Origin of the sequence: Thalassovita litoralis, assembly GCF_900182725.1 — a bacterium.
GTDB classification, from domain to species: domain Bacteria; phylum Pseudomonadota; class Alphaproteobacteria; order Rhodobacterales; family Rhodobacteraceae; genus Thalassobius; species Thalassobius litoralis.
The window spans coordinates 1-19,622 of sequence record NZ_FXTO01000012.1 but is presented as its reverse complement, the minus strand read 5'-3'; the positions used below and the strand labels follow the sequence as shown (position 1 = coordinate 19,622).

Annotated in this window: 17 protein-coding genes and 2 tRNA genes; 10 read left to right on the top strand and 9 right to left on the bottom strand. The window is 57.4% G+C overall.

Going from position 1 to position 19,622, the window contains the following annotated elements; genetic code table 11:
• Positions 1-8: 8 nt before the first annotated feature.
• The 7 genes from sdhD to FN828_RS10695 form a co-directional block, all read right to left on the bottom strand.
• The gene (sdhD, locus tag FN828_RS10725; protein WP_142493405.1) at positions 9-380 is read right to left on the bottom strand and encodes a succinate dehydrogenase, hydrophobic membrane anchor protein; all 372 of its coding nucleotides are present in this window, start codon (positions 378-380) and stop codon (positions 9-11) included.
• Positions 381-391: 11 nt separating this feature from the next.
• A complete protein-coding gene (sdhC, locus tag FN828_RS10720) occupies positions 392-775 on the bottom strand; it encodes a succinate dehydrogenase, cytochrome b556 subunit (RefSeq protein WP_142493404.1) in 384 nt (127 codons plus the stop codon).
• Between the two features lie 301 nt (positions 776-1,076).
• Positions 1,077-2,108, bottom strand: coding sequence for a MaoC family dehydratase (locus FN828_RS10715; RefSeq protein WP_142493403.1), 1,032 nt, complete (start codon positions 2,106-2,108; stop codon positions 1,077-1,079).
• The gene (locus tag FN828_RS10710) at positions 2,108-2,311 is read right to left on the bottom strand and encodes a DUF1737 domain-containing protein (protein WP_142493402.1); all 204 of its coding nucleotides are present in this window, start codon (positions 2,309-2,311) and stop codon (positions 2,108-2,110) included. Before FN828_RS10710 ends, FN828_RS10715 begins: the two co-directional genes overlap by 1 nt.
• Positions 2,312-2,316: 5 nt before the next feature.
• On the bottom strand, positions 2,317-2,862 hold the full coding sequence (locus tag FN828_RS10705) for an NnrU family protein (protein ID WP_142493401.1): 546 nt from the start codon (positions 2,860-2,862) through the stop codon (positions 2,317-2,319).
• A gap of 45 nt (positions 2,863-2,907) precedes the next feature.
• The gene (locus tag FN828_RS10700; protein WP_142493400.1) at positions 2,908-3,765 is read right to left on the bottom strand and encodes an HpcH/HpaI aldolase/citrate lyase family protein; all 858 of its coding nucleotides are present in this window, start codon (positions 3,763-3,765) and stop codon (positions 2,908-2,910) included.
• 95 nt (positions 3,766-3,860) lie between these two features.
• Entirely contained in the window at positions 3,861-4,613 is a 753-nt protein-coding gene (locus FN828_RS10695; protein WP_142493399.1) for a sulfite exporter TauE/SafE family protein, read from the bottom strand.
• A gap of 161 nt (positions 4,614-4,774) precedes the next feature.
• Between FN828_RS10695 and mdh the strand changes: the two genes are divergently transcribed.
• From mdh to lpdA, 7 genes are all read left to right on the top strand, one after another.
• Positions 4,775-5,737 carry a malate dehydrogenase gene (mdh, locus tag FN828_RS10690; RefSeq protein ID WP_142493398.1) on the top strand — a complete coding sequence of 321 codons (963 nt, stop codon included), beginning with the start codon at positions 4,775-4,777 and terminating at the stop codon, positions 5,735-5,737.
• A gap of 226 nt (positions 5,738-5,963) precedes the next feature.
• A complete protein-coding gene (gene sucC / locus FN828_RS10685) occupies positions 5,964-7,157 on the top strand; it encodes an ADP-forming succinate--CoA ligase subunit beta (RefSeq protein ID WP_142493397.1) in 1,194 nt (397 codons plus the stop codon).
• A 4-nt stretch (positions 7,158-7,161) separates the two neighbouring features.
• The gene (sucD, locus tag FN828_RS10680; protein WP_142493396.1) at positions 7,162-8,049 is read left to right on the top strand and encodes a succinate--CoA ligase subunit alpha; all 888 of its coding nucleotides are present in this window, start codon (positions 7,162-7,164) and stop codon (positions 8,047-8,049) included.
• A 320-nt stretch (positions 8,050-8,369) separates the two neighbouring features.
• Positions 8,370-11,336, top strand: a complete 2,967-nt coding sequence (locus FN828_RS10675) for a 2-oxoglutarate dehydrogenase E1 component (protein ID WP_142493395.1) — start codon at positions 8,370-8,372, stop codon at positions 11,334-11,336.
• A gap of 3 nt (positions 11,337-11,339) precedes the next feature.
• Positions 11,340-12,833, top strand: a complete 1,494-nt coding sequence (gene odhB, locus FN828_RS10670) for a 2-oxoglutarate dehydrogenase complex dihydrolipoyllysine-residue succinyltransferase (RefSeq protein WP_142493394.1) — start codon at positions 11,340-11,342, stop codon at positions 12,831-12,833.
• 117 nt (positions 12,834-12,950) lie between these two features.
• Entirely contained in the window at positions 12,951-13,883 is a 933-nt protein-coding gene (locus FN828_RS10665) for a glycosyltransferase family 2 protein (protein ID WP_185958989.1), read from the top strand.
• 111 nt (positions 13,884-13,994) lie between these two features.
• Entirely contained in the window at positions 13,995-15,383 is a 1,389-nt protein-coding gene (gene lpdA, locus FN828_RS10660) for a dihydrolipoyl dehydrogenase (protein ID WP_142493392.1), read from the top strand.
• 55 nt (positions 15,384-15,438) lie between these two features.
• Here the strand turns inward: lpdA and FN828_RS10655 are convergent, their stop codons facing one another.
• Positions 15,439-16,113, bottom strand: a complete 675-nt coding sequence (locus FN828_RS10655) for a nitroreductase (RefSeq protein ID WP_142493391.1) — start codon at positions 16,111-16,113, stop codon at positions 15,439-15,441.
• Positions 16,114-16,311: 198 nt separating this feature from the next.
• Between FN828_RS10655 and FN828_RS10650 the strand changes: the two genes are divergently transcribed.
• The 3 genes from FN828_RS10650 (at position 16,312) to FN828_RS10635 (ending at position 18,084) form a co-directional block, all read left to right on the top strand.
• A tRNA-Glu gene (locus FN828_RS10650) sits at positions 16,312-16,386 on the top strand.
• A gap of 786 nt (positions 16,387-17,172) precedes the next feature.
• Positions 17,173-17,688 carry an acyloxyacyl hydrolase gene (locus FN828_RS10640; protein ID WP_142493390.1) on the top strand — a complete coding sequence of 172 codons (516 nt, stop codon included), beginning with the start codon at positions 17,173-17,175 and terminating at the stop codon, positions 17,686-17,688.
• A 306-nt stretch (positions 17,689-17,994) separates the two neighbouring features.
• A tRNA-Ser gene (locus FN828_RS10635) sits at positions 17,995-18,084 on the top strand.
• Between the two features lie 230 nt (positions 18,085-18,314).
• Here the strand turns inward: FN828_RS10635 and FN828_RS10630 are convergent.
• On the bottom strand, positions 18,315-18,890 hold the full coding sequence (locus FN828_RS10630; protein ID WP_142493389.1) for a recombinase family protein: 576 nt from the start codon (positions 18,888-18,890) through the stop codon (positions 18,315-18,317).
• Positions 18,891-19,622: the final 732 nt, after the last annotated feature.

The window sequence follows — 19,622 nt, the reverse complement described above, 5'->3', positions numbered from 1 at the left end:
TTACTTCCTTACAGCGCGATCTTGGCCAGGGCGAACAGGCCCACGGCAATCAAAACATAGGACAGGCCGATCACGACCATAATGGCCAGCTTGCGGGCCGTTCCCTGCGCGTAGTCTTCGATCATCATTTGCGCGCCTTTGGCGAAATGGCGCATCCCCAGAACCAGCGTCATCGCGGTCAGGATGGCAGGCACCGGGCGCGAGAAGGTGGCGATCACTTCCTCATAGCTGCCGCCAAGGGCAGAACCGAAAATATAAACGAACGCCGGGATCAGGAACGCCAGCCCAACAGCGCTGACGGTCATGTACCAGTGGTGTTCAGTCCCGGTATGGGCTGCACCTTTGCCTTCGGCGCGTTTGCGTGCGGTCAGGTAACGCATTGTCGGCCTCCTTACACGATCACGATGGTCAGAACGGTCAGCACGACCGAACCGATAACACAGGCCCAGCCCAGTTTCTCAGCGGTGGGAACATCCAGACCTTTGCCCGCATCAAAATACAGGTGACGCAGACCAGCCAGATAGTGATACCACACGCCCAACGCCGACAGGGTGAACACGATGTCACCAAACCACGAGGTCAGAACCCCGTTTGCAATGGCGTAATATTCCGCGCTGGTTGCAGCCGCCAGAAGCCACCACACCACCAGCAACGCGGAAACGATCAGGGCGTTCCCGGTGATCCGCGTCATAATGGAAGTGAACGAGGTGAGCTGGGGGCGGTAGATTTGAAGATGCGGCGAAAGAGGGCGCTCGACCCGTTTCACATCGGCCATATCTGATCCTTTCAAGGTTCCCTTGCTTGCCCGCGTTATGAAACTTTTTTTCGCTTTTGTCACGCGGAACGGATGCTGTTGCAGCATCAATTTTCACGGAAACGTCAGGAAACCGCAATGTTGTGATCACACAATTTACCAGCGTGATCACAAAAATAACATAAGCGATTTTGTCGGAATTATCCCCGATTCCTTCGCGTGCGAACCATGTGATCCGCTAACATTATGCCGGACGAATATGACGAAATCGCAGGCGTTTACAGTATGCCTTGCCCCGAACAAAACGGGGCAAGGCATGAATTTACATCGGCATCAGCGCCCAGTAATCCAGATCCAACAGGACTTCGGGCTTGTATTTGCCATCCTCGCCCTTCAGCGCAAACGGTTCCCCGCCCGAGGTCGCCACCAGCCGCAACCGGATTGCTCCAACACCCGGCGCACTGGTTTCGGCCTTGTCCAGCACTTCGGACCATGCCTTGACCGTCAGGCCGCTGAAACACGGGTTCGCATGGGCCCCACCGTTCAGACCCACGATCATCTGCGCATTCGCCAGACCATTAAACGACAGCGCCCGCGCCATCGAAATGATATGCCCGCCATAGATCAGCCGCTGCCCATCGGGGCGGAACGTGGCGTCGAAATGCACCTTCGCGGTGTTCTGCCACAGCCGCGTGGCGATCATATGCTCGGCCTCTTCGATGGTCACACCATCCACATGGTCGATCACCTCGCCGATTTCATAATCACCCCAGCGATGCGGTTCGCCCGCCTGTACGAAATCGTAATTTCTGAAATCCAGCCCTTCGGGGATCACCAGTTCCTCCACCGGGATCACGGTGTTCAGATCGGGGATTACGGTTTCCGGGGCCGGGGCGTCCAGATTGTTTTTGCGCACCATGACCCAGCGCACATAATCCAGCACCACCTCGTCCAACTGGTTCAGCCCACGGGTACGGACATAGACCACACCGGATTTTCCGTTCGAATTCTGCTTCAGTCCGATCACCTCGGACACGGACCGCAGCGTATCGCCCGCGAAAACCGGCTTCAGCCATTTACCCTCGGCATAGCCCAGATTGGCCACCGCGTTCAGCGATACATCCGGCACGGTCTTGCCGAACACCACATGGAACGCGGCCAGATCGTCCAGCGGGCTTTCGGGCAGGCCGCAATCGCGGGCAAATTCATCCGACGAATACAGCGCATGACGCGCCGGATACAGCGCATGATACAGCGCGCGCTCGCCCTCTCCCACGGTGCGGGGAACGGCGTGGCTGATCACGTCGCCGATTTTATAATCTTCAAAAAAGCGGCCCGAATTGGTCTTCGCCATCAGTGTTCTCCCAGCTTCGTATCGGGTGTGTAGGTGCCATCCACCTCTTTCACCACGGCCTGCCCGCAACGCATGACGCCATTGGCCGCGTCGAAGGCATAGGTCGGGTCGCCGTGCAATTCCCAGCCCTTATTCAGGGCAGCGGTGACTTTGTGGCAAAAGGCCGATGTATCGTCCTCGGTCAGGAATCTGTATAGTTTCATTGCTCTTATCCGAACGGGTTATAGCCAAGCCAGATGTGAATCCCGGCAATCAATCCAAACACCACCAGCGCCCCGACAACGGCCATGATTTCTTTTTTAGCGGGAGCAACTTCGGGTTTTACCCAAGCCGGGCCGACACGTTTCAACACGATGACCTCGGCCACGGCCCAGATCAACAGCCCGCCAAACAACACGAAAGACGGCACATCGCCATTCACCAACAGATGCGCCACCGCCCACACCTTGAACGCGGTCAATTGCGGGTTGCGGATCACGCGGGTGATCCGGGTTTTCATGCCGTCAGCCGCAAACAGGTAGATCGAGAACAACATCAGCAGGTTGTTGATCCCGGTCAGCGCAGGATTGCGGCCCCAGAAAAACGCGCCGTCGGCGGACCGATACCCGATCACCATCAAAACGACGCTGACCAGTAACAGCAATGCAACTGGCCCTTTTCCTTTGTCACCCAGTTTGGCCCGCGCATCAGGCGCAACCCGTTTGAACAGATGTGCGCCCGACCACAACAAGACGCCCAGAACCAGCCAGATCATTGAATACCTCTTACTTTGATTTGATGTCCGGGCGTCAATGATGGGTTATTTCGACAATTCGGCAATGGCTGCGGCTTTCGCCAGCATCTTTTTCGCGGTTTCCACATGCAGGTTTTCCACGATCTTGCCATCCACCACGGCCACGCCCTGCCCTGATGCCTCGACTTCTTCCAGCGCGGCGATCTGGCGTTTCGCCAAATCAATTTCCGCCTCGGACGGGGCAAAGGCCGCATTGGTCACATCCACCTGCGCCGGGTGGATCAGGGTTTTGCCATCATAACCCAGATCACGGCCCTGTTCGCATTCGAATTTCAGGCCTTCGTCATCCTTGAACTGGTTGTAAACACCGTCAATCGCAATCACACCATACGCGCGGGCCGCCAGCAGGATCGTTTGCAGCGCCGCCTGCATCGGCAGACGATCGGCCCGGAAGCGGCAGTTCAGCTCCTTCGCCAGATCATTGGTTCCCGCGACAAAGCCGGTCAATTGCGGGTGCGCCGCGATGTCCAGCGCGTTCAGAATCCCCAGCGGCGTTTCCATCATGGCCCAAATCGGTTTGCCATTGCCCAACAAATCGGCCAACGCCTGCACATCCGCCGCCGAATTCACCTTGGGCAACAGGAACGCATCGCAATCGGCATCTTTCAACGCCGCGACATCGCCCGCGCCCCATTCGGTATCTAACCCGTTAATGCGGATGATCTTTGCCTTATTGCCATAGCCGCCTTGCTCCAGCGCCGCTTTCAGCGTTGCGCGGGCTTCGACCTTGGCATCGGGGGTTACGGCGTCTTCCAGATCAAAAATGATCGCATCCACCGGCAGGCCGCGCGCCTTGTCCAGCGCCCGATCCTTTGATCCGGGAATGTAAAGTACCGAACGATAGGGGCGTGCAGTCATGTCCATCTGTCTTTTCCTCGTAATAATCTTGCGCGAGACATGCCCCAATTCCCGCTAAAATTTCAAGAGGAATGTCGCCGCGATGCAGAATCCGCCATAAATCAGGTCAACGCGTCCCAGATCAGCTTCATCCCTGTCAGCATCAACAACACATAAGTCAAAGAGAAAAACAGCCGTTCTGGCACCCAATGATGCGCTTTGACCCCCAGCCATGTTCCCAATATCGCAAATGGGGCCAGAAAAAGATCGGCCAGCAGGGTTTGCATCGTGAAAATCCCCAGAAAGGCGTAGGGAACGAACTTCGCAATATTAATCGCCCAGAAAATAAGAACTGTCGTCGCCTGATAGGGCGTTTTTCCCAACCCACGCGACAATAAATAAACCGCAGCGGGCGGGCCACCCGCATGGCTGACGAAACTGGTAAACCCTGCCATCGCCCCCGCCAGCAGTCCGCCCCACATTGGCATTTCCTGCGCCGGTGGACGAATGAAACGCGTTTTCAAGGCCACCTGCCATAGCACGAACGCCACGGAAATTCCCCCGATCAGCAGGCGAAAGAAATCCGCGTCCGCGATTTGGTACAGCCACGCCCCAACCGCCACGCCCGGCAACGCGCCCAAGATCAGGGTACGCGCTTCGGGCCAGCTCCATCCCTTCCAATAGGGTTTCAGCGCGGACACATCCATCAGCATCAAAAGCGGCAACATGATGCCAAGTGCCTGCCCCGGTTCAAGAACCACCGCTAGAATCGAAGCTGACGCAAACGCCGCGCCGGACCCGAAGCCCCCCTTTGACAGACCCGCAAAAGTGACAGCCGGGGCCGCAATCGCAAAAAATGCCCAATCCAGTTGCATACCGTCGCACTCCGAAAAACCTGCGCTCTATCACAGCTTTAGCTTGTCGTGGCGTCATATCACAGTCACAAATCGTCAGGCGCCGCAGCGCAGCAGACTTGAATCGTTTCCCCGAAAAGACTACGCCATGCGCGAAATTCAACCGGACCGGAGATAATTCCATGGCCAGACCCAAGATTGCCCTCATCGGCGCAGGACAGATCGGTGGCACGCTTGCTCACCTTGTAGCCCTGAAAGAACTCGGCGACGTCGTGCTGTTCGACATCGCAGAAGGCACCCCCGAGGGCAAAGCCCTCGACATCGCGGAATCAGGTCCGTCGGAAGGGTTTGATGCGACGCTGAAAGGCACCCAGTCGTATGAGGACATCGCAGGCGCAGACGTTTGCATCGTGACCGCCGGTGTACCGCGCAAGCCGGGCATGTCGCGCGATGACCTGCTGGGCATCAACCTGAAAGTCATGAAATCGGTCGGCGAAGGCATTGGCAAACACGCCCCTGATGCGTTCGTGATCTGCATCACCAACCCGCTGGACGCGATGGTTTGGGCGCTGCAAAAATTCTCGGGCCTGCCCGCGAACAAAGTGTGCGGCATGGCTGGTGTGCTGGATTCGGCCCGTTTCCGTCACTTCCTGGCGACCGAATTCAACGTGTCGATGAAAGACGTCACCGCTTTCGTTCTGGGCGGCCACGGCGACACCATGGTTCCGTCGGTGCGTTATTCCACCGTTGCAGGTATCCCGCTGCCGGACCTGATCGAAATGGGCTGGACTACGCAGGAAAAACTGGACGCCATCGTTCAGCGCACCCGTGACGGCGGTGCCGAAATCGTTGGCCTGCTGAAAACCGGCTCGGCCTTCTATGCGCCCGCCACCTCGGCCATCGAAATGGCCGAAGCCTATCTGAAAGATCAGAAACGCGTTCTGCCCTGCGCCGCCTACTGCGACGGCGAAATCGGCGTGAAGGACATGTATGTTGGCGTTCCCACCGTGATCGGTGCGGGCGGGATCGAAAAGATCGTCGACATCAAACTGAACAAAGAAGAACAAGTCATGTTCGACAAGTCGGTTGATGCGGTCAAAGGGCTGGTTTCGGCCTGTAAAGAAATCGACCCCTCGCTGGCCTAAAGATTACTAACATGCTAACAGTTCTCAGGGCCGGTTTTTCCGGCCCTGATTCTTTTTCAACGCATTCAATTTTATGAAAATATCATTTGTGATCACAGCTTTTCGACGTGTGATCACAAATCGCAGAAATATTCGCAAAAACCCGCCTGCCAACAAAAAAACGTTTAAACAATTGCCGCGCCTGTGGCATTCCGTCCAACAATCGTAGCAAGACGGGACAGTTTTCATGAACATTCATGAGTATCAGGCGAAAGCACTCCTTCGCGAATACGGCGCCCCGGTTTCTGAAGGACGCGCCGTCCTGAAGGCCGAAGACGCCAAAACCGCCGCAGGCGAGCTGGACGGCCCGCTGTGGGTCGTAAAAGCCCAAATTCACGCAGGCGGTCGCGGCAAAGGCAAATTCAAAGAAGCCGAAGCCGGTGAAAAAGGCGGCGTGCGTCTGGCCAAATCGGTCGAAGAAGCTGCCGAAGAAGCCAAAAAGATGCTGGGCAAGACCCTTGTCACCCACCAGACCGGCCCGGCTGGCAAACAGGTGAACCGCATCTACATCGAAGCCGGTTCGGACATTGAACGCGAACTGTATCTGGCCTTCCTGGTGGATCGTCAGACCTCGCGCATTTCCATCGTGGCCTCGACCGAAGGCGGCATGGACATCGAAGAAGTCGCAGCGTCGACCCCGGAAAAAATCCTGTCCTTTACCATTGATCCGGCCACGGGCTACATGCCCTATCACGGCCGTCGTGTTGCATTCGCGCTGGGTCTGACCGGCGGTCAGGTAAAACAGTGCGTTGCCCTGCTGGCCAACCTGTACCGTGCCTTCGTCGAGAAGGACATGGAAATGCTGGAAATCAACCCGCTGATCGTCATGCCCGATGGCAACCTGAAACTGCTGGACGCCAAGCTGGGTTTTGACGGCAACGCCATCTATCGCCACCCCGATGTTGCAAACCTGCGCGACGAAACCGAAGAAGACCCCAAAGAGCTGGCAGCGTCGAAATACGACCTGAACTACATCGCTCTGGACGGTGAAATCGGCTGCATGGTGAACGGTGCAGGTCTGGCGATGGCCACCATGGACATCATCAAACTGTACGGCGCGGAACCGGCCAACTTCCTGGACGTTGGCGGTGGCGCCACCAAGGAAAAAGTGACCGAAGCGTTCAAGATCATCACCTCGGACCCGAACGTCAAAGGCATTCTGGTGAACATCTTTGGCGGCATCATGCGCTGTGACGTCATCGCTGAAGGCGTTGTCGCCGCCGTGAAAGAGGTCGGCCTGCAAGTTCCGCTGGTTGTTCGCCTTGAAGGCACCAATGTCGACGCAGGCAAAGAGATCATCAACACCTCGGGCCTGAACGTCATCGCTGCTGACAACCTGTCGGATGGCGCTGAAAAGATCGTGAAAGCGGTGAAAGGATAAGAAAATGGCAGTCCTCATCGACGAAAACACCAAAGTCATCTGTCAGGGCTTCACCGGCTCTCAGGGTACTTTCCACTCGGAACAGGCGATTGCCTACGGCACCAAAATGGTTGGCGGCGTGACCCCCGGCAAAGGCGGCACCAGCCACCTGAATCTGCCAGTGTTCAACTCGGTCCACGAAGCAAAACACGTGACCGAAGCCAACGCCACCGTGATCTACGTTCCCCCGCCCTTCGCGGCTGACTCGATCCTTGAAGCGATCGACGCGGAAATGGAACTGATTGTCTGCATCACCGAAGGCATCCCGGTTCTGGACATGATGAAGGTCAAGCGCGCGCTGATCGACAGCAAATCGCGCCTGATCGGCCCGAACTGCCCCGGCGTGATCACCCCGGACGCCTGCAAAATCGGCATCATGCCCGGCCACATCCACAAGCGTGGCTCGGTCGGTGTTGTGTCGCGTTCCGGTACGCTGACCTACGAAGCTGTGAAACAAACCTCGGACATCGGTCTGGGCCAGTCCTCGGCTGTTGGCATCGGCGGCGACCCGATCAAAGGCACCGAACATATCGACGTGCTGGACATGTTCCTGAATGACCCGGAAACTCAGTCGATCATCATGATCGGTGAAATCGGTGGCTCCGCAGAAGAAGAAGCCGCTGAATTCCTGGCCGAACAGAAGAAAAAAGGCCGTTGGAAGCCGGTTGCCGGTTTCATCGCAGGCCGCACCGCCCCTCCGGGCCGCCGCATGGGTCACGCTGGCGCCATCGTCGCCGGTGGTAAGGGTGACGCGGAATCCAAAATCGAAGCCATGAAATCGGCTGGTATCGTGGTTGCCGACAGCCCCGCAACTCTGGGCGAGGCCGTTCAGGCCGCCATCGCCAAAGGCTAAGGTTCCAAATGCGCGTTTTCGGTACATATGCCGGGCTGAACGCCCTGCACCACACCCTTCCGGGGTGTGGTCGTGCCGTATTCTGCGCCCGAAAACACAGTACGGAGCGTTGAAAAAATGCTCTGTACACCTGCACATCCTACAGGCCACCAGTCCCGTCATTCCCAAAATGACGTAACGGCACGAATCGGCCTGCCGCGTATCCCCTGTGAAATTGCCGCTTCCCGCCGGGAAGCCCCGACCGTGACCAAAGGCATCGGCACGATGCCTGCCGCTGCGGCTTTCACTACCCCTCGCCCCAACTTTAACGAGGTCTCGTCATGAACGACCAGAGCCCAAACGACATGTTCCATGCCTCCAGCTTCATGCAGGGGCATAACGCCGAATATCTGGAACAGCTTTACGCCCGCTGGGCCAACGACCCCAACGCGGTAGATGCCGCATGGGCCGAATTCTTCAGCCAGCTTGGCGATGCAGAACTGGACGTGAAAAAAGAGGCCGAAGGCCCCTCTTGGGCGCGGACCGACTGGCCGCCCGTGCCATCCGATGACCTGACTGCCGCGCTGGACGGGCAATGGCCCGCCGCCCCTGCCGAAGCCAAAAGCGCCGGTCAGAAGATCAAGGAAAAAGCCGCCGAAAAAGGTGTATCTATCAGCGACGAACAGGTGAAACGCGCCGTTCTGGATTCCGTCCGCGCCCTGATGATCATCCGCGCCTACCGTATCCGGGGCCACCTGATCGCGGACATCGACCCGCTGAACATGCGGGACCACACCCCGCACCCCGAACTGGATCCGAAATCCTATGGGTTCGCGGATTCCGACATGGATCGCCCGATCTTCATCGACAACGTGCTGGGGCTTCAGGTTGCCTCGATGCGTCAGATCATGGACATCGTGAAACGCACCTATTGCGGCACGTTCGCGCTGCAATACATGCACATTTCCGACCCCGAAGAAGCAGGCTGGCTGAAAGAGCGGATCGAAGGCTTCGGCAAAGAAATCGCCTTTACCCGCGAAGGCCGCAAGGCCATCCTGAACAAGCTGGTCGAAGCCGAAGGTTTTGAGAAGTTCCTGCATGTGAAATACATGGGAACCAAACGCTTTGGTCTGGACGGTGGCGAAGCACTGATCCCCGCAATGGAACAGATCATCAAACGCGGCGGCAATCTGGGCGCCAAAGAAGTCGTGATCGGGATGCCGCACCGGGGCCGCCTCAGCGTGCTGGCCAATGTGCTGTCCAAACCCTATCGCGCGATTTTCAACGAATTTCAGGGCGGCAGCTTCAAACCCGAAGACGTGGATGGCTCGGGTGACGTGAAATACCACCTTGGCGCGTCGTCAGACCGCGAATTTGACGGCAACAAGGTTCACCTGTCGCTGACCGCCAACCCCTCGCACCTTGAAGCGGTGAACCCTGTTGTTCTGGGTAAATGCCGCGCCAAAACCGATCAGATGCACGATCCGGATCGCCATACCGTGATCCCGGTTCTGTTGCACGGCGATGCGGCTTTTGCCGGTCAGGGCGTTGTGGCTGAATGTTTCCAGCTTTCGGGCATTCGCGGCCACCGCACCGGCGGCACCATCCATATCGTTGTGAACAACCAGATCGGCTTTACCACTGCGCCGCATTTCTCGCGCAGCTCGCCCTATCCGACGGATATCGCGCTGATGGTGGAAGCCCCGATTTTCCACGTCAACGGCGACGATCCCGAAGCCGTGGTTCACGCCGCCAAGGTTGCCACCGAATTCCGCATGAAGTTCCACAAGGACGTGGTTATCGACATCTTCTGCTATCGCCGCTTCGGTCACAACGAAGGCGATGAGCCGATGTTCACCAACCCGATCATGTACAAAAATATCAAGGGTCACAAAACCACCCTGTCGCTGTACACGGATCGTCTGGTTCAGGACGGCCTGATCCCCGAAGGCGAAATCGAAGACATGAAAGCCGCCTTCCAGGCCCACCTGAACGAAGAGTTCGAGGCCGGGAAAGACTATAAACCCAACAAGGCCGACTGGCTGGATGGGCGCTGGTCGCATCTGGATAAACAGAAAGACGGGAATTACCAGCGCGGCCAAACCGCCATTTCCGAAGAAACTATGCAGCAGGTCGGCACGGCGCTGACCCGCGTTCCCGAAGGGTTCCCGCTGCATAAAACCGTTTCGCGTCTGCTGGAATCCAAACAGCAAATGTTTGAAACTGGCACCGGCTTTGACTGGGCCACCGGCGAAGCGCTGGCGTTCGGCTCGCTTCTGAGCGAAGGATACCCGGTCCGTCTGGCCGGTCAGGACTCGACACGCGGCACCTTCTCTCAGCGGCATTCGGGGCTGGTCAACCAGAACACCGAAGAACGCTATTACCCGCTGAACAACATCCGCGAAGGTCAGGCCCGCTACGAGGTCATCGACTCGATGCTGTCCGAATATGCGGTTCTGGGCTTTGAATACGGCTATTCGCTGGCCGAACCGAACGCGCTGGTCCTGTGGGAAGCCCAGTTTGGCGATTTCGCCAACGGCGCCCAGATCATGTTCGATCAGTTCATTTCGTCGGGTGAATCCAAATGGTTGCGGATGTCGGGCCTGACGGTCCTGCTGCCGCATGGCTACGAAGGTCAGGGGCCGGAACACTCGTCCGCGCGTCTGGAACGTTTCCTGACGATGTGCGGTGGGGATAACTGGATCGTGGCGAACTGCACTACGCCCGCCAACTATTTCCACATCCTGCGCCGTCAGTTGCACCGCACCTACCGCAAGCCGCTGATCCTGATGACGCCGAAATCGTTGCTGCGTCACAAGATGGCCATTTCCGACGCCGAGGATTTCCTGCCCGGTTCGTCGTTCCACCGCGTGCTGTGGGATGATGCCGAAAAGGGCCATTCGGATACGAAACTGGTGGCCGATGACAAGATCAAGCGCGTCGTCATGTGTTCCGGCAAGGTCTATTATGACCTGCTGGAAGAACGCGATGCCCGCGGGATCGACGACATTTACCTGATGCGGATCGAACAGTTCTACCCGTTCCCAGCCATGACGCTGACCAAGGAACTGGAGCGTTTCAAAAACGCTGAAATGTACTGGTGTCAGGAAGAGCCGAAAAATCAGGGCGCGTGGTCCTTTATCGAACCGAATATCGAATGGGTTCTGACCCGTATCGAAGCCAAACACACGCGCCCGGTCTATGCCGGTCGCGCCGCATCGGCCTCGCCCGCGACGGGTCTGGCCAGCCAGCACAAAGCACAACAACAGGCGCTCGTGGACGAAGCGCTGACCATCGAAGGGAAATAACCCATGACGACCGAAGTACGCGTCCCCACCCTTGGCGAATCCGTGACCGAAGCCACCGTCGCCACCTGGTTCAAAAAACCCGGTGATGCCGTCGCAGCCGATGAAATGCTGTGCGAACTGGAAACCGATAAGGTCACCGTCGAAGTTCCCGCCCCTGCGGCTGGCGTTCTGGCCGAAATCGTCGCCGCCGAAGGTGAAACCGTGGGCGTCGATGCCCTGCTGGCGATGATCGCTGAAAGCGGCGCAGCCGTGGCTGCGGCTCCCGCCGCCAAAACCGAAGCCGCCGCCCCGGCGGCCTCGGGCAATGACAGCGTCGATGTGATGGTTCCCGCCCTTGGTGAATCCGTGACCGAAGCCACCGTTTCGACATGGTTCAAAAAGGTTGGCGATGCCGTCGCGCAGGACGAAATGCTGTGCGAACTGGAAACCGACAAAGTATCGGTCGAGGTTCCGGCCCCCGCCGCTGGCGTTCTGGCTGAAATCACCGCCCCCGAAGGCACCACCGTCGACGCTTCGGCCAAACTGGCCGTAATCGCAGCCTCTGGTGCCGTTGTGGCCGCCGCCCCGACTGCTGCGGCCCCTGCCCCGGCAGCCGCCGCAGGTGGCAAGGATGTCGAGGACGCCCCGTCGGCCAAAAAAGCAATGGCCGAAGCCGGGATCAGCCGCGATGCCGTCACCGGCACTGGCCGCGATGGCCGTGTTATGAAAGACGACGTCGCCCGCGCTGTCGCCGCAGCCGCATCGGCCCCTGCCGCCCCCGCCGCCGCCCCGCGCGCGCCGGTTGCCGCAGATGATGCCGCCCGCGAAGAGCGCGTGAAAATGACCCGCCTGCGTCAGACCATCGCCCGCCGCCTGAAAGAGGCCCAGAACACAGCCGCCATGCTGACCACCTATAACGAGGTGGACATGACGGCCTGTATGGACCTGCGCAAGGAATACAAAGACCTGTTTGAAAAGAAACATGGCGCGCGTCTGGGCTTCATGTCCTTCTTCACCAAGGCGTGCTGCCACGCCCTGAAAGAAGTCCCCGAGGTGAACGCCGAAATCGACGGCACCGATGTCGTGTACAAAAACTATGTCCACATGGGCATCGCGGCTGGCACCCCGCAGGGTCTGGTTGTGCCGGTCATCCGTGACGCCGATCAGAAATCCTTTGCCGAGATCGAAAAGGAAATCGCCGAAAAAGGTCGCCGCGCCCGTGATGGCAAACTGTCGATGGCCGAAATGCAGGGCGGTTCCTTCACCATCTCCAACGGTGGTGTCTATGGCTCGCTGATGTCCTCGCCGATCCTGAACCCCCCGCAATCCGGTATTCTGGGTATGCACAAGATTCAGGACCGTCCGATGGTCATCAACGGCGAGATCAAAATCCGCCCGATGATGTATCTGGCCCTATCCTACGATCACCGCATCGTCGACGGCAAAGGTGCCGTGACCTTCCTTGTGCGCGTCAAAGAAGCACTGGAAGATCCCCGCCGCCTGCTGATGGACCTGTAATGAAAACCGGCACGCACCTTGCCCCGCGTGGGGTGCGTGCCAACACCCCGCCCCACGATGACTGAACCCGCCCCCTTCACCAAAACCGCCCTCGTCTCCTGCATGAGGAACGAAGGTGTGTTTCTGCTGGAATGGGTGGCTTATCATCAGGGCCTTGGCTTCGATGCCATCATAATCGTATCCAATGATTGCACCGACGGGTCCGATACCCTGCTGGATGCGTTAGAGGCCGACGGTCACATCACCCATATCCGCCACTCTGTCCCACCCGGCACCGCGCCGCAGGATGCGGGCATGGATTTGGCACTGACATGGATGCGCGCAAACCAGATCACATGGGCGCTGCATATCGACAGCGATGAATTCCTGCTGGTCGATCATGGCAATGGCCAGATCACGGACCTTCTGGCAGATTTGCCCCCCGCAGATGTTATCCCGATCCCGTGGCGGCTGTTCGGCGACAGCGGCCTGACGGACTGGACGCCGGGCGACAGTATCCTGCCCCACTTCACCCACGCCGAGTCCGCCCCCACCGAAGGCGTGACCAAATTCAAATGCCTGTTTCAGATCGCCAGCTTTGGCCGCGCCACCGATCATAACCCACTGGACCCGCTGGTGGATGATCCGCGCGTGCTGTCCCCCGATGGCGAAGCGCTCTCCAACAGCAGCCTTTACCAACGCAAATCCTCGCGCTTCCGCCCGCATGACGTGGCCTGTCGCGCCAAACGCGCCCGGTTGAACCACTATGCCGTCAAATCGCAGGATTTGTTCCTGATGAAAAACGATCGCGGCGACGGGCAGGGTAAGACCGGGGATAGCAAATACCATCTTGGATCGAAATGGCACCGAATGGCCAATCGCAACGATGTCGAAGACACCGCCATCCTACGCCATTGGCCCGCCACCCAATCCCGCCTGACCGCCCTGCGCAGCGCCCCCGCCATCACCGCCGCAGAACGCGCCTGTCAGGACTGGCTGACGACCACCCGCGCCACCCTGCTGACACCAGACCACCGCGCCGCACTAACCTATGGAAAGACCCACTCATGAGGCTCTTTCTTGGCGCAAATATCCTTGGGGGTGAATTGGCCGCAGGCCAAGAGGGGGCAAACAGCCCCCTGCCCCCGCCCCTACAACCCCAAGACCTGACGGAGACACCCAATGGCACAATATGACGTGATCGTAATCGGCGCAGGCCCCGGCGGCTATGTCGCAGCCATCCGCTGCGCCCAGCTTGGCCTGAAAACGGCCTGCGTCGAAGGCCGTGAAACGCTGGGCGGCACCTGCCTGAACGTGGGCTGCATCCCCTCGAAGGCGCTGCTACATGCCAGCCATCAATTGCACGAAGCCGAGCATAACTTTGCCACGATGGGCCTGAAGGGCGCCGCGCCCAAGGTCGACTGGAAACAGATGCTGGCCTACAAGGACGACGTGATCAAAGGCAACACCACCGGCATCGAATTCCTGTTCAAAAAGAACAAGGTCGACTGGATCAAAGGCTACGGTTCGATCCCGGCGGCAGGTAAGGTGCAAGTGGGCGACACCACCTATGACGCCAAGAACATCATCATCGCAACCGGCTCGGAACCCTCGACCCTGCCGGGCGTGGAGATCGACGATAAAGTCGTGGTCAGCTCGACCGGCGCGTTGGAACTGCCGAAGATCCCGAAAAAGCTGGTCGTGATCGGCGCTGGTGTGATCGGTCTGGAATTGGGATCGGTCTACAAACGGCTTGGCGCGGACGTGACCGTTGTCGAATTCCTTGATAAAATCACCCCCGGCATGGATGGCGAAATCCAGAAGAATTTCCAGCGGATGCTGAAAAAACAAGGGCTGGATTTTGTGATGGGGGCCGCCGTGCAAAAGGTTGACGCCACCAAAACCAAGGCCACCGTCACCTATAAGCTGCGCAAGGATGACAGCGAACACACGCTGGACGCCGATACCGTTCTGGTCGCCACGGGCCGCCGCCCCTATACCGCCGGTCTGGGGCTGGAGGCCTTGGGTGTGGAACTGTCGCCGCGCGGTCAGATCAAAACCAACGCACATTGGCAAACCAACGTGCCGGGCATCTACGCCATCGGTGACGCCATCGACGGCCCGATGCTGGCCCACAAGGCCGAAGACGAAGGCATGGCCGCCGCCGAAGTCATCGCGGGCAAACACGGTCACGTCAATTACGATGTGATCCCCGGCGTGATCTACACCGCCCCCGAGGTCGCATCGGTTGGTAAAACCGAAGAGCAACTGAAAGAAGAAGGCCGCGCCTACAAGGTTGGGAAATTCCCCTTCATGGGCAACGCCCGCGCCAAGGCCGTGTTCCAAGGTGAAGGTTTCGTGAAACTGCTGGCGGACAAGGAAACCGACCGCGTTCTGGGCTGCCACATCATCGGGCCGGGTGCCGGGGATCTGATCCACGAAATCTGTGTGGCGATGGAATTCGGTGCCTCGGCGCAGGATGTGGCCCTGACCTGCCACGCCCACCCCACGTTCAGCGAAGCCGTGCGCGAAGCCGCACTTGCCTGTGGTGACGGCGCAATCCACGCCTGATCCGACATGGACCCCAAGAGACAAAGGCCACCCCAGCGGGTGGCCTTTTCCATGTTCAAAACCCGATGAAGCGTGCGGTTTCCCCGACCGTCCGGCGGGTGGATCGCACATCGTTGGCCGCAAAGCCATCATCCGGCCACCCCAATGCCACGCAGGTCATAATGGTTTGATCTTCCGGTATCTGTGCCACTTCGCGCACCACGGGGGATTGCATGATCCCCTGCCCGTTGATCACCGCGCCCAATCCCCGGTCCCAAGCTGCCAGCACCAACCCATAGGTCACTGCCCCCAGATCGAAATGCGCGATCGTGCCGTGCATTCCGGCGGATTTGTCAAAGGTCACGACCACAGACACCGGCGCATCGAACTGACGGAACCCGCGCATCACCCAATCCTGACGCGCGTCAGCGTCGTGCCGTTCAATGCCCATCGCCGCGAAAAGCTGCTTGGCGATTTCCACCTGACGATCCCGATGCACGCCCTCGTACTGACCATGATCCGGGATTTCCCGCTGCGGCGGCACACCTGCCAGCATCCGTTCGGAATTCCCCCTACGGACCTGTTCCAGCGGTTCGCCGGTCAGCACATGGAAATGCCACGGCTGCGTGTTCATCGACGACGGCGCACGCGATGCCAAGGTAATGATTTCTTCCAGCAGCGCCTGTGGCACCGGATCGGCCTTATAGCCCCGAATGCTACGCCGCCCCTGCATGGCCTGTTCCAATTCCATGATGGGTCTCCCTCTTGTCTCCCGGCGGACAGGGTTGGGGATTCCCGCCTTTCGGTCAACGTCAGACGCCACGTCACAGCCCCAAGACCGCAATCATTCGGTTTTACGGCGCAGGATCAAAGAAAAACGCCACGACCTGCATTTTGTCGCTTGCAACGGATCAAAGGTTTTTCTAAACACCGCCTCACGTTACGCTGTGGCCCGTTCGTCTATCGGTTAGGACGCCAGGTTTTCAACCTGGAAAGAGGGGTTCGATTCCCCTACGGGCTGCCACTTTTCCCCAAATTCTGCCCTAAAGTGTTGTCTGCTTGGCGTTTTGCTCAGCATGTCGCACCAATGCCCCATCAGACCTTGCGTCATGCCCAATGCAAAAGCGCTTCGGGATCATATCGTCTCGAAACGCCCTTTGTTGGCCTGTGTTATTCCCGCCTTGAATGTGGCGGGGCCATAGGCGGCATCACAGCGCGATATTCGCCAACCTCGACGCTACCACCGCTGGGCGGAAAAGCTGTAGAAGGTGGAATAAAAATCCATCGGTTCCAACTGTTCCTTGATCGCGCCAATGATTACGGTCCGGCGTTGACGCACCACAGCTCTCCAGTCCCGCCAATCGTCCGGTTGCCCTCGCTATCGGTGACACAGACGCTTTTGGGTTCAAAGATCGTGGTACGCGCACCATCCTGTTTCAGTGCATTCAAATCCGCGAAGACTGCACCAGATGAACATCCGACGTCCGAGCGCCATCTGTAGCGGCGTCAAGATCAAGGGACATGTCAGGTCTTTTGGAAGTCAGTTGAGTGAACCGCAAACAGCTTTACCTCAAATGCCGGATTTCATCGCAGGCCGAACTGTTTTCCTTGGTCATGCCCTTGCTGGCAGACTGAATTCACGGGGCTGCCGCATTCCCGCCTTGGGCAGACCCGCCCCCAAAGCGACCCCAAGTTTCCCCGCGTGTTGCGCTGCTGCGTCTGCATCACAGGAATTCGCGCCCCTTCTTTCGATAGAGGTGACACACCCCTATTAGTGGTGTAGCCATCACGAACAATATCGGAGGATTTCATGGACGGCACTTTCGCTGTATTGTTCCTGTTGGCAGGTCTGGCCGACATGAAAATGAACCATTGCGAGACAGGATGTCTGGCAGAAACACAAATGCCTGCCCGCGTTGCTCTTTCTGCTGGCGACGTTCAGTTTCAGAAATCCTCGATCGGTAGCGAAGCCTATGTTCGCTACGATTTCGGCAAAGCCTACGGCCCCTTCCAACCCGCAATGGGCGTCTCCCTGACCGATGAGGGCGATGCCTGGGTCGGCTTCGGCGCAAGCTGGACAGGCTATTTCGCGCAGAACCGTGGCTATGTCCAACTGCACCTGATGCCCGGCCTTTACGCGCAGGGCGATGGCCCTGATCTGGGGTCTGTGCTGGAATTCCGCTCTGGTGCTGAAATCGGGTATCAGGCGAAAAATGGCATTCGTGTCGGGCTGTCCTATGACCACCGATCAAATGCCGATACCGCCAGCCTGAACCCCGGTCTGGAAACCGTGCAACTGCGCGTCAGCATCCCGTTGAAGAAATAAGCCTCGGGCCTCGGCTCCTTGATTGAATGACCCGATGGGCGATCCTCCCACCGGGTCACGCTTTTCCTGTTCTGAATGCCCCCACCCGCCTTTTGTTTCCCCTTTGCGGGAATCAATGGCCCACCCCCGATCCCTGCCGCCCAGAAAAAATAAACAGGCATAGGCGCAGCCTGAGGGTCGCATTTGGCCCCAGCACCCCTGCGGATATTCCCCCAAAATCAATGAAGTAGCTTTAGTCGCATAAGATCAGACAAAAGTTCAAAAACCGCCTTGTTTCTTCGGATTTGCTTGCATATACGGGTCAGCGGAGACGTGGCCGAGTGGTCGAAGGCGCTCCCCTGCTAAGGGAGTATACCGGGAACGGTATCGAGGGTTCGAATCCCTTCGTCTCCGCCATTACTGGCATTTTGAATAAAATCAATCACTTAGGGTAGACCTACCACCTACCTAAACCACCTACCTTTACCACCCACCCGAAGACGCTAGGCGCTGGGCCAATCCAAAATCTTTTTTTTGTTCCCGGAAATATGAGTGGTTGCACTCGGAATCTGGATTCAGCCCCTATAATCGGGAGGGTCCCAAGGTCCCATCTACGACAGACGGAGCCAGAAGGGGCTGACGACAGGTTAACCTACTTGTGTCGTGTTATGCTTCTCAATGATCCGGTACAGGCTCGCCATACTGATACCCACTTGGTCGCATACCTTCTTCTTGGTCATCCCAGATTGAAGCAATGACAAGACAGCATCAGATTTGGCCATAGCGGTAGGCTTACGTCCTGTGTACTTACCTTCTGCTTTGGCCTTGGCAATGCCTTCCTTCTGTCTTTCTAACATCATTTCCCGCTCAAACTGAGCGACAGACGACATAACATTTAGCATCAGCTTGCCTGTAGCGGTCGTGGTATCAATCTGTTGCCCGCCCATAGACAGGATGACAAGTCCAGCACCTTTGGCTTCAAGAGTTTCTAGTAGTTCCCCTAGGTGCCTTACAGATCGGGCGAGACGATCAAGCTTTGTGACAACAAGCTTATCGCCCTTCCTTAGCGATTTAATCGCAGCATCAAGTTGGGGGCGTTCACCTACAGAAGACACCTGTTCAGAGAACACTTCTTCACAGCCATAAACCTGTAAATCCCTGATCTGGGCCTCAAGCCCAGCTTTCTGTTCCAGTGTTGAAGTACGAGCCATTCCAACCAGCATAACGCATCTTTCTCATATGATTCTTAGTGTATTATGAGAATATAACCAATAGGGTCTTATATCAAGAGTTTTGAGAAGGTTTTGATGTATCTCATTAAGGCAGGGTCTATTGAGAAGGAATGAGAGGAAGAGGAGTAGGGTATAGAGTAGGAAATCTGATCAAGCTTCCAGATCAGTAAGGACAACCAGCATAGGGACCGACAACAGCCCAATAGGATCGTAGTACACTTGATATAAGGCTGGTGTGGCGCTGATCTAGGGCCTTCCAGCACCCACCCTACCAGACGACACCAAAACGTCCTCACACCAAAGACAGGTGCAGCGGAATACGGATCACCAGCGTAGGAAATTGAGCCTAGCGGCAAGGGTACGACCAAAAAACCAAACTCAGATTTTTAGCGGAAAGTCAAGATTTACGAAAAATAATTGTTTTGTTGTATTTCAATAGTTTAGTGATTTTGGTGAAAAAAACTTACTCAGATCAGCTTTACTTCGCCCAAATCTAAGTTCTATATCATAAGTAGATTATATTAAAAACAAGATAGAATCTTAAGATAGAATCCTAAGATGAATCTTAAGAAGAGAGAATATATTAGTATATTAATATATATTCTCTAAGACTAAAGATAGAATCTTAGTAAGCTTACGCCGAGGGCCGTCTGGCGGGCTGATTTCGCGAGGGTTTAACGAGTGTCCTTATGGACGCACACGAAGACACCCCCCGCATTGAAG

What these genes read in the sequence shown, in the direction of transcription:
- sdhD (WP_142493405.1), bottom strand. Translation starts at nt 380, where the DNA reads ATGCGTTACCTGACCGCACGCAAACGCGCCGAAGGCAAAGGTGCAGCC.
- sdhC (WP_142493404.1), bottom strand. Translation starts at nt 775, where the DNA reads ATGGCCGATGTGAAACGGGTCGAGCGCCCTCTTTCGCCGCATCTTCAA.
- FN828_RS10715 (WP_142493403.1), bottom strand. Translation starts at nt 2,108, where the DNA reads ATGGCGAAGACCAATTCGGGCCGCTTTTTTGAAGATTATAAAATCGGC.
- FN828_RS10710 (WP_142493402.1), bottom strand. Translation starts at nt 2,311, where the DNA reads ATGAAACTATACAGATTCCTGACCGAGGACGATACATCGGCCTTTTGC.
- FN828_RS10705 (WP_142493401.1), bottom strand. Translation starts at nt 2,862, where the DNA reads ATGATCTGGCTGGTTCTGGGCGTCTTGTTGTGGTCGGGCGCACATCTG.
- FN828_RS10700 (WP_142493400.1), bottom strand. Translation starts at nt 3,765, where the DNA reads ATGGACATGACTGCACGCCCCTATCGTTCGGTACTTTACATTCCCGGA.
- FN828_RS10695 (WP_142493399.1), bottom strand. Translation starts at nt 4,613, where the DNA reads ATGCAACTGGATTGGGCATTTTTTGCGATTGCGGCCCCGGCTGTCACT.
- mdh (WP_142493398.1), top strand. Translation starts at nt 4,775, where the DNA reads ATGGCCAGACCCAAGATTGCCCTCATCGGCGCAGGACAGATCGGTGGC.
- sucC (WP_142493397.1), top strand. Translation starts at nt 5,964, where the DNA reads ATGAACATTCATGAGTATCAGGCGAAAGCACTCCTTCGCGAATACGGC.
- sucD (WP_142493396.1), top strand. Translation starts at nt 7,162, where the DNA reads ATGGCAGTCCTCATCGACGAAAACACCAAAGTCATCTGTCAGGGCTTC.
- FN828_RS10675 (WP_142493395.1), top strand. Translation starts at nt 8,370, where the DNA reads ATGAACGACCAGAGCCCAAACGACATGTTCCATGCCTCCAGCTTCATG.
- odhB (WP_142493394.1), top strand. Translation starts at nt 11,340, where the DNA reads ATGACGACCGAAGTACGCGTCCCCACCCTTGGCGAATCCGTGACCGAA.
- lpdA (WP_142493392.1), top strand. Translation starts at nt 13,995, where the DNA reads ATGGCACAATATGACGTGATCGTAATCGGCGCAGGCCCCGGCGGCTAT.
- FN828_RS10655 (WP_142493391.1), bottom strand. Translation starts at nt 16,113, where the DNA reads ATGGAATTGGAACAGGCCATGCAGGGGCGGCGTAGCATTCGGGGCTAT.
- FN828_RS10640 (WP_142493390.1), top strand. Translation starts at nt 17,173, where the DNA reads ATGGACGGCACTTTCGCTGTATTGTTCCTGTTGGCAGGTCTGGCCGAC.
- FN828_RS10630 (WP_142493389.1), bottom strand. Translation starts at nt 18,890, where the DNA reads ATGCTGGTTGGAATGGCTCGTACTTCAACACTGGAACAGAAAGCTGGG.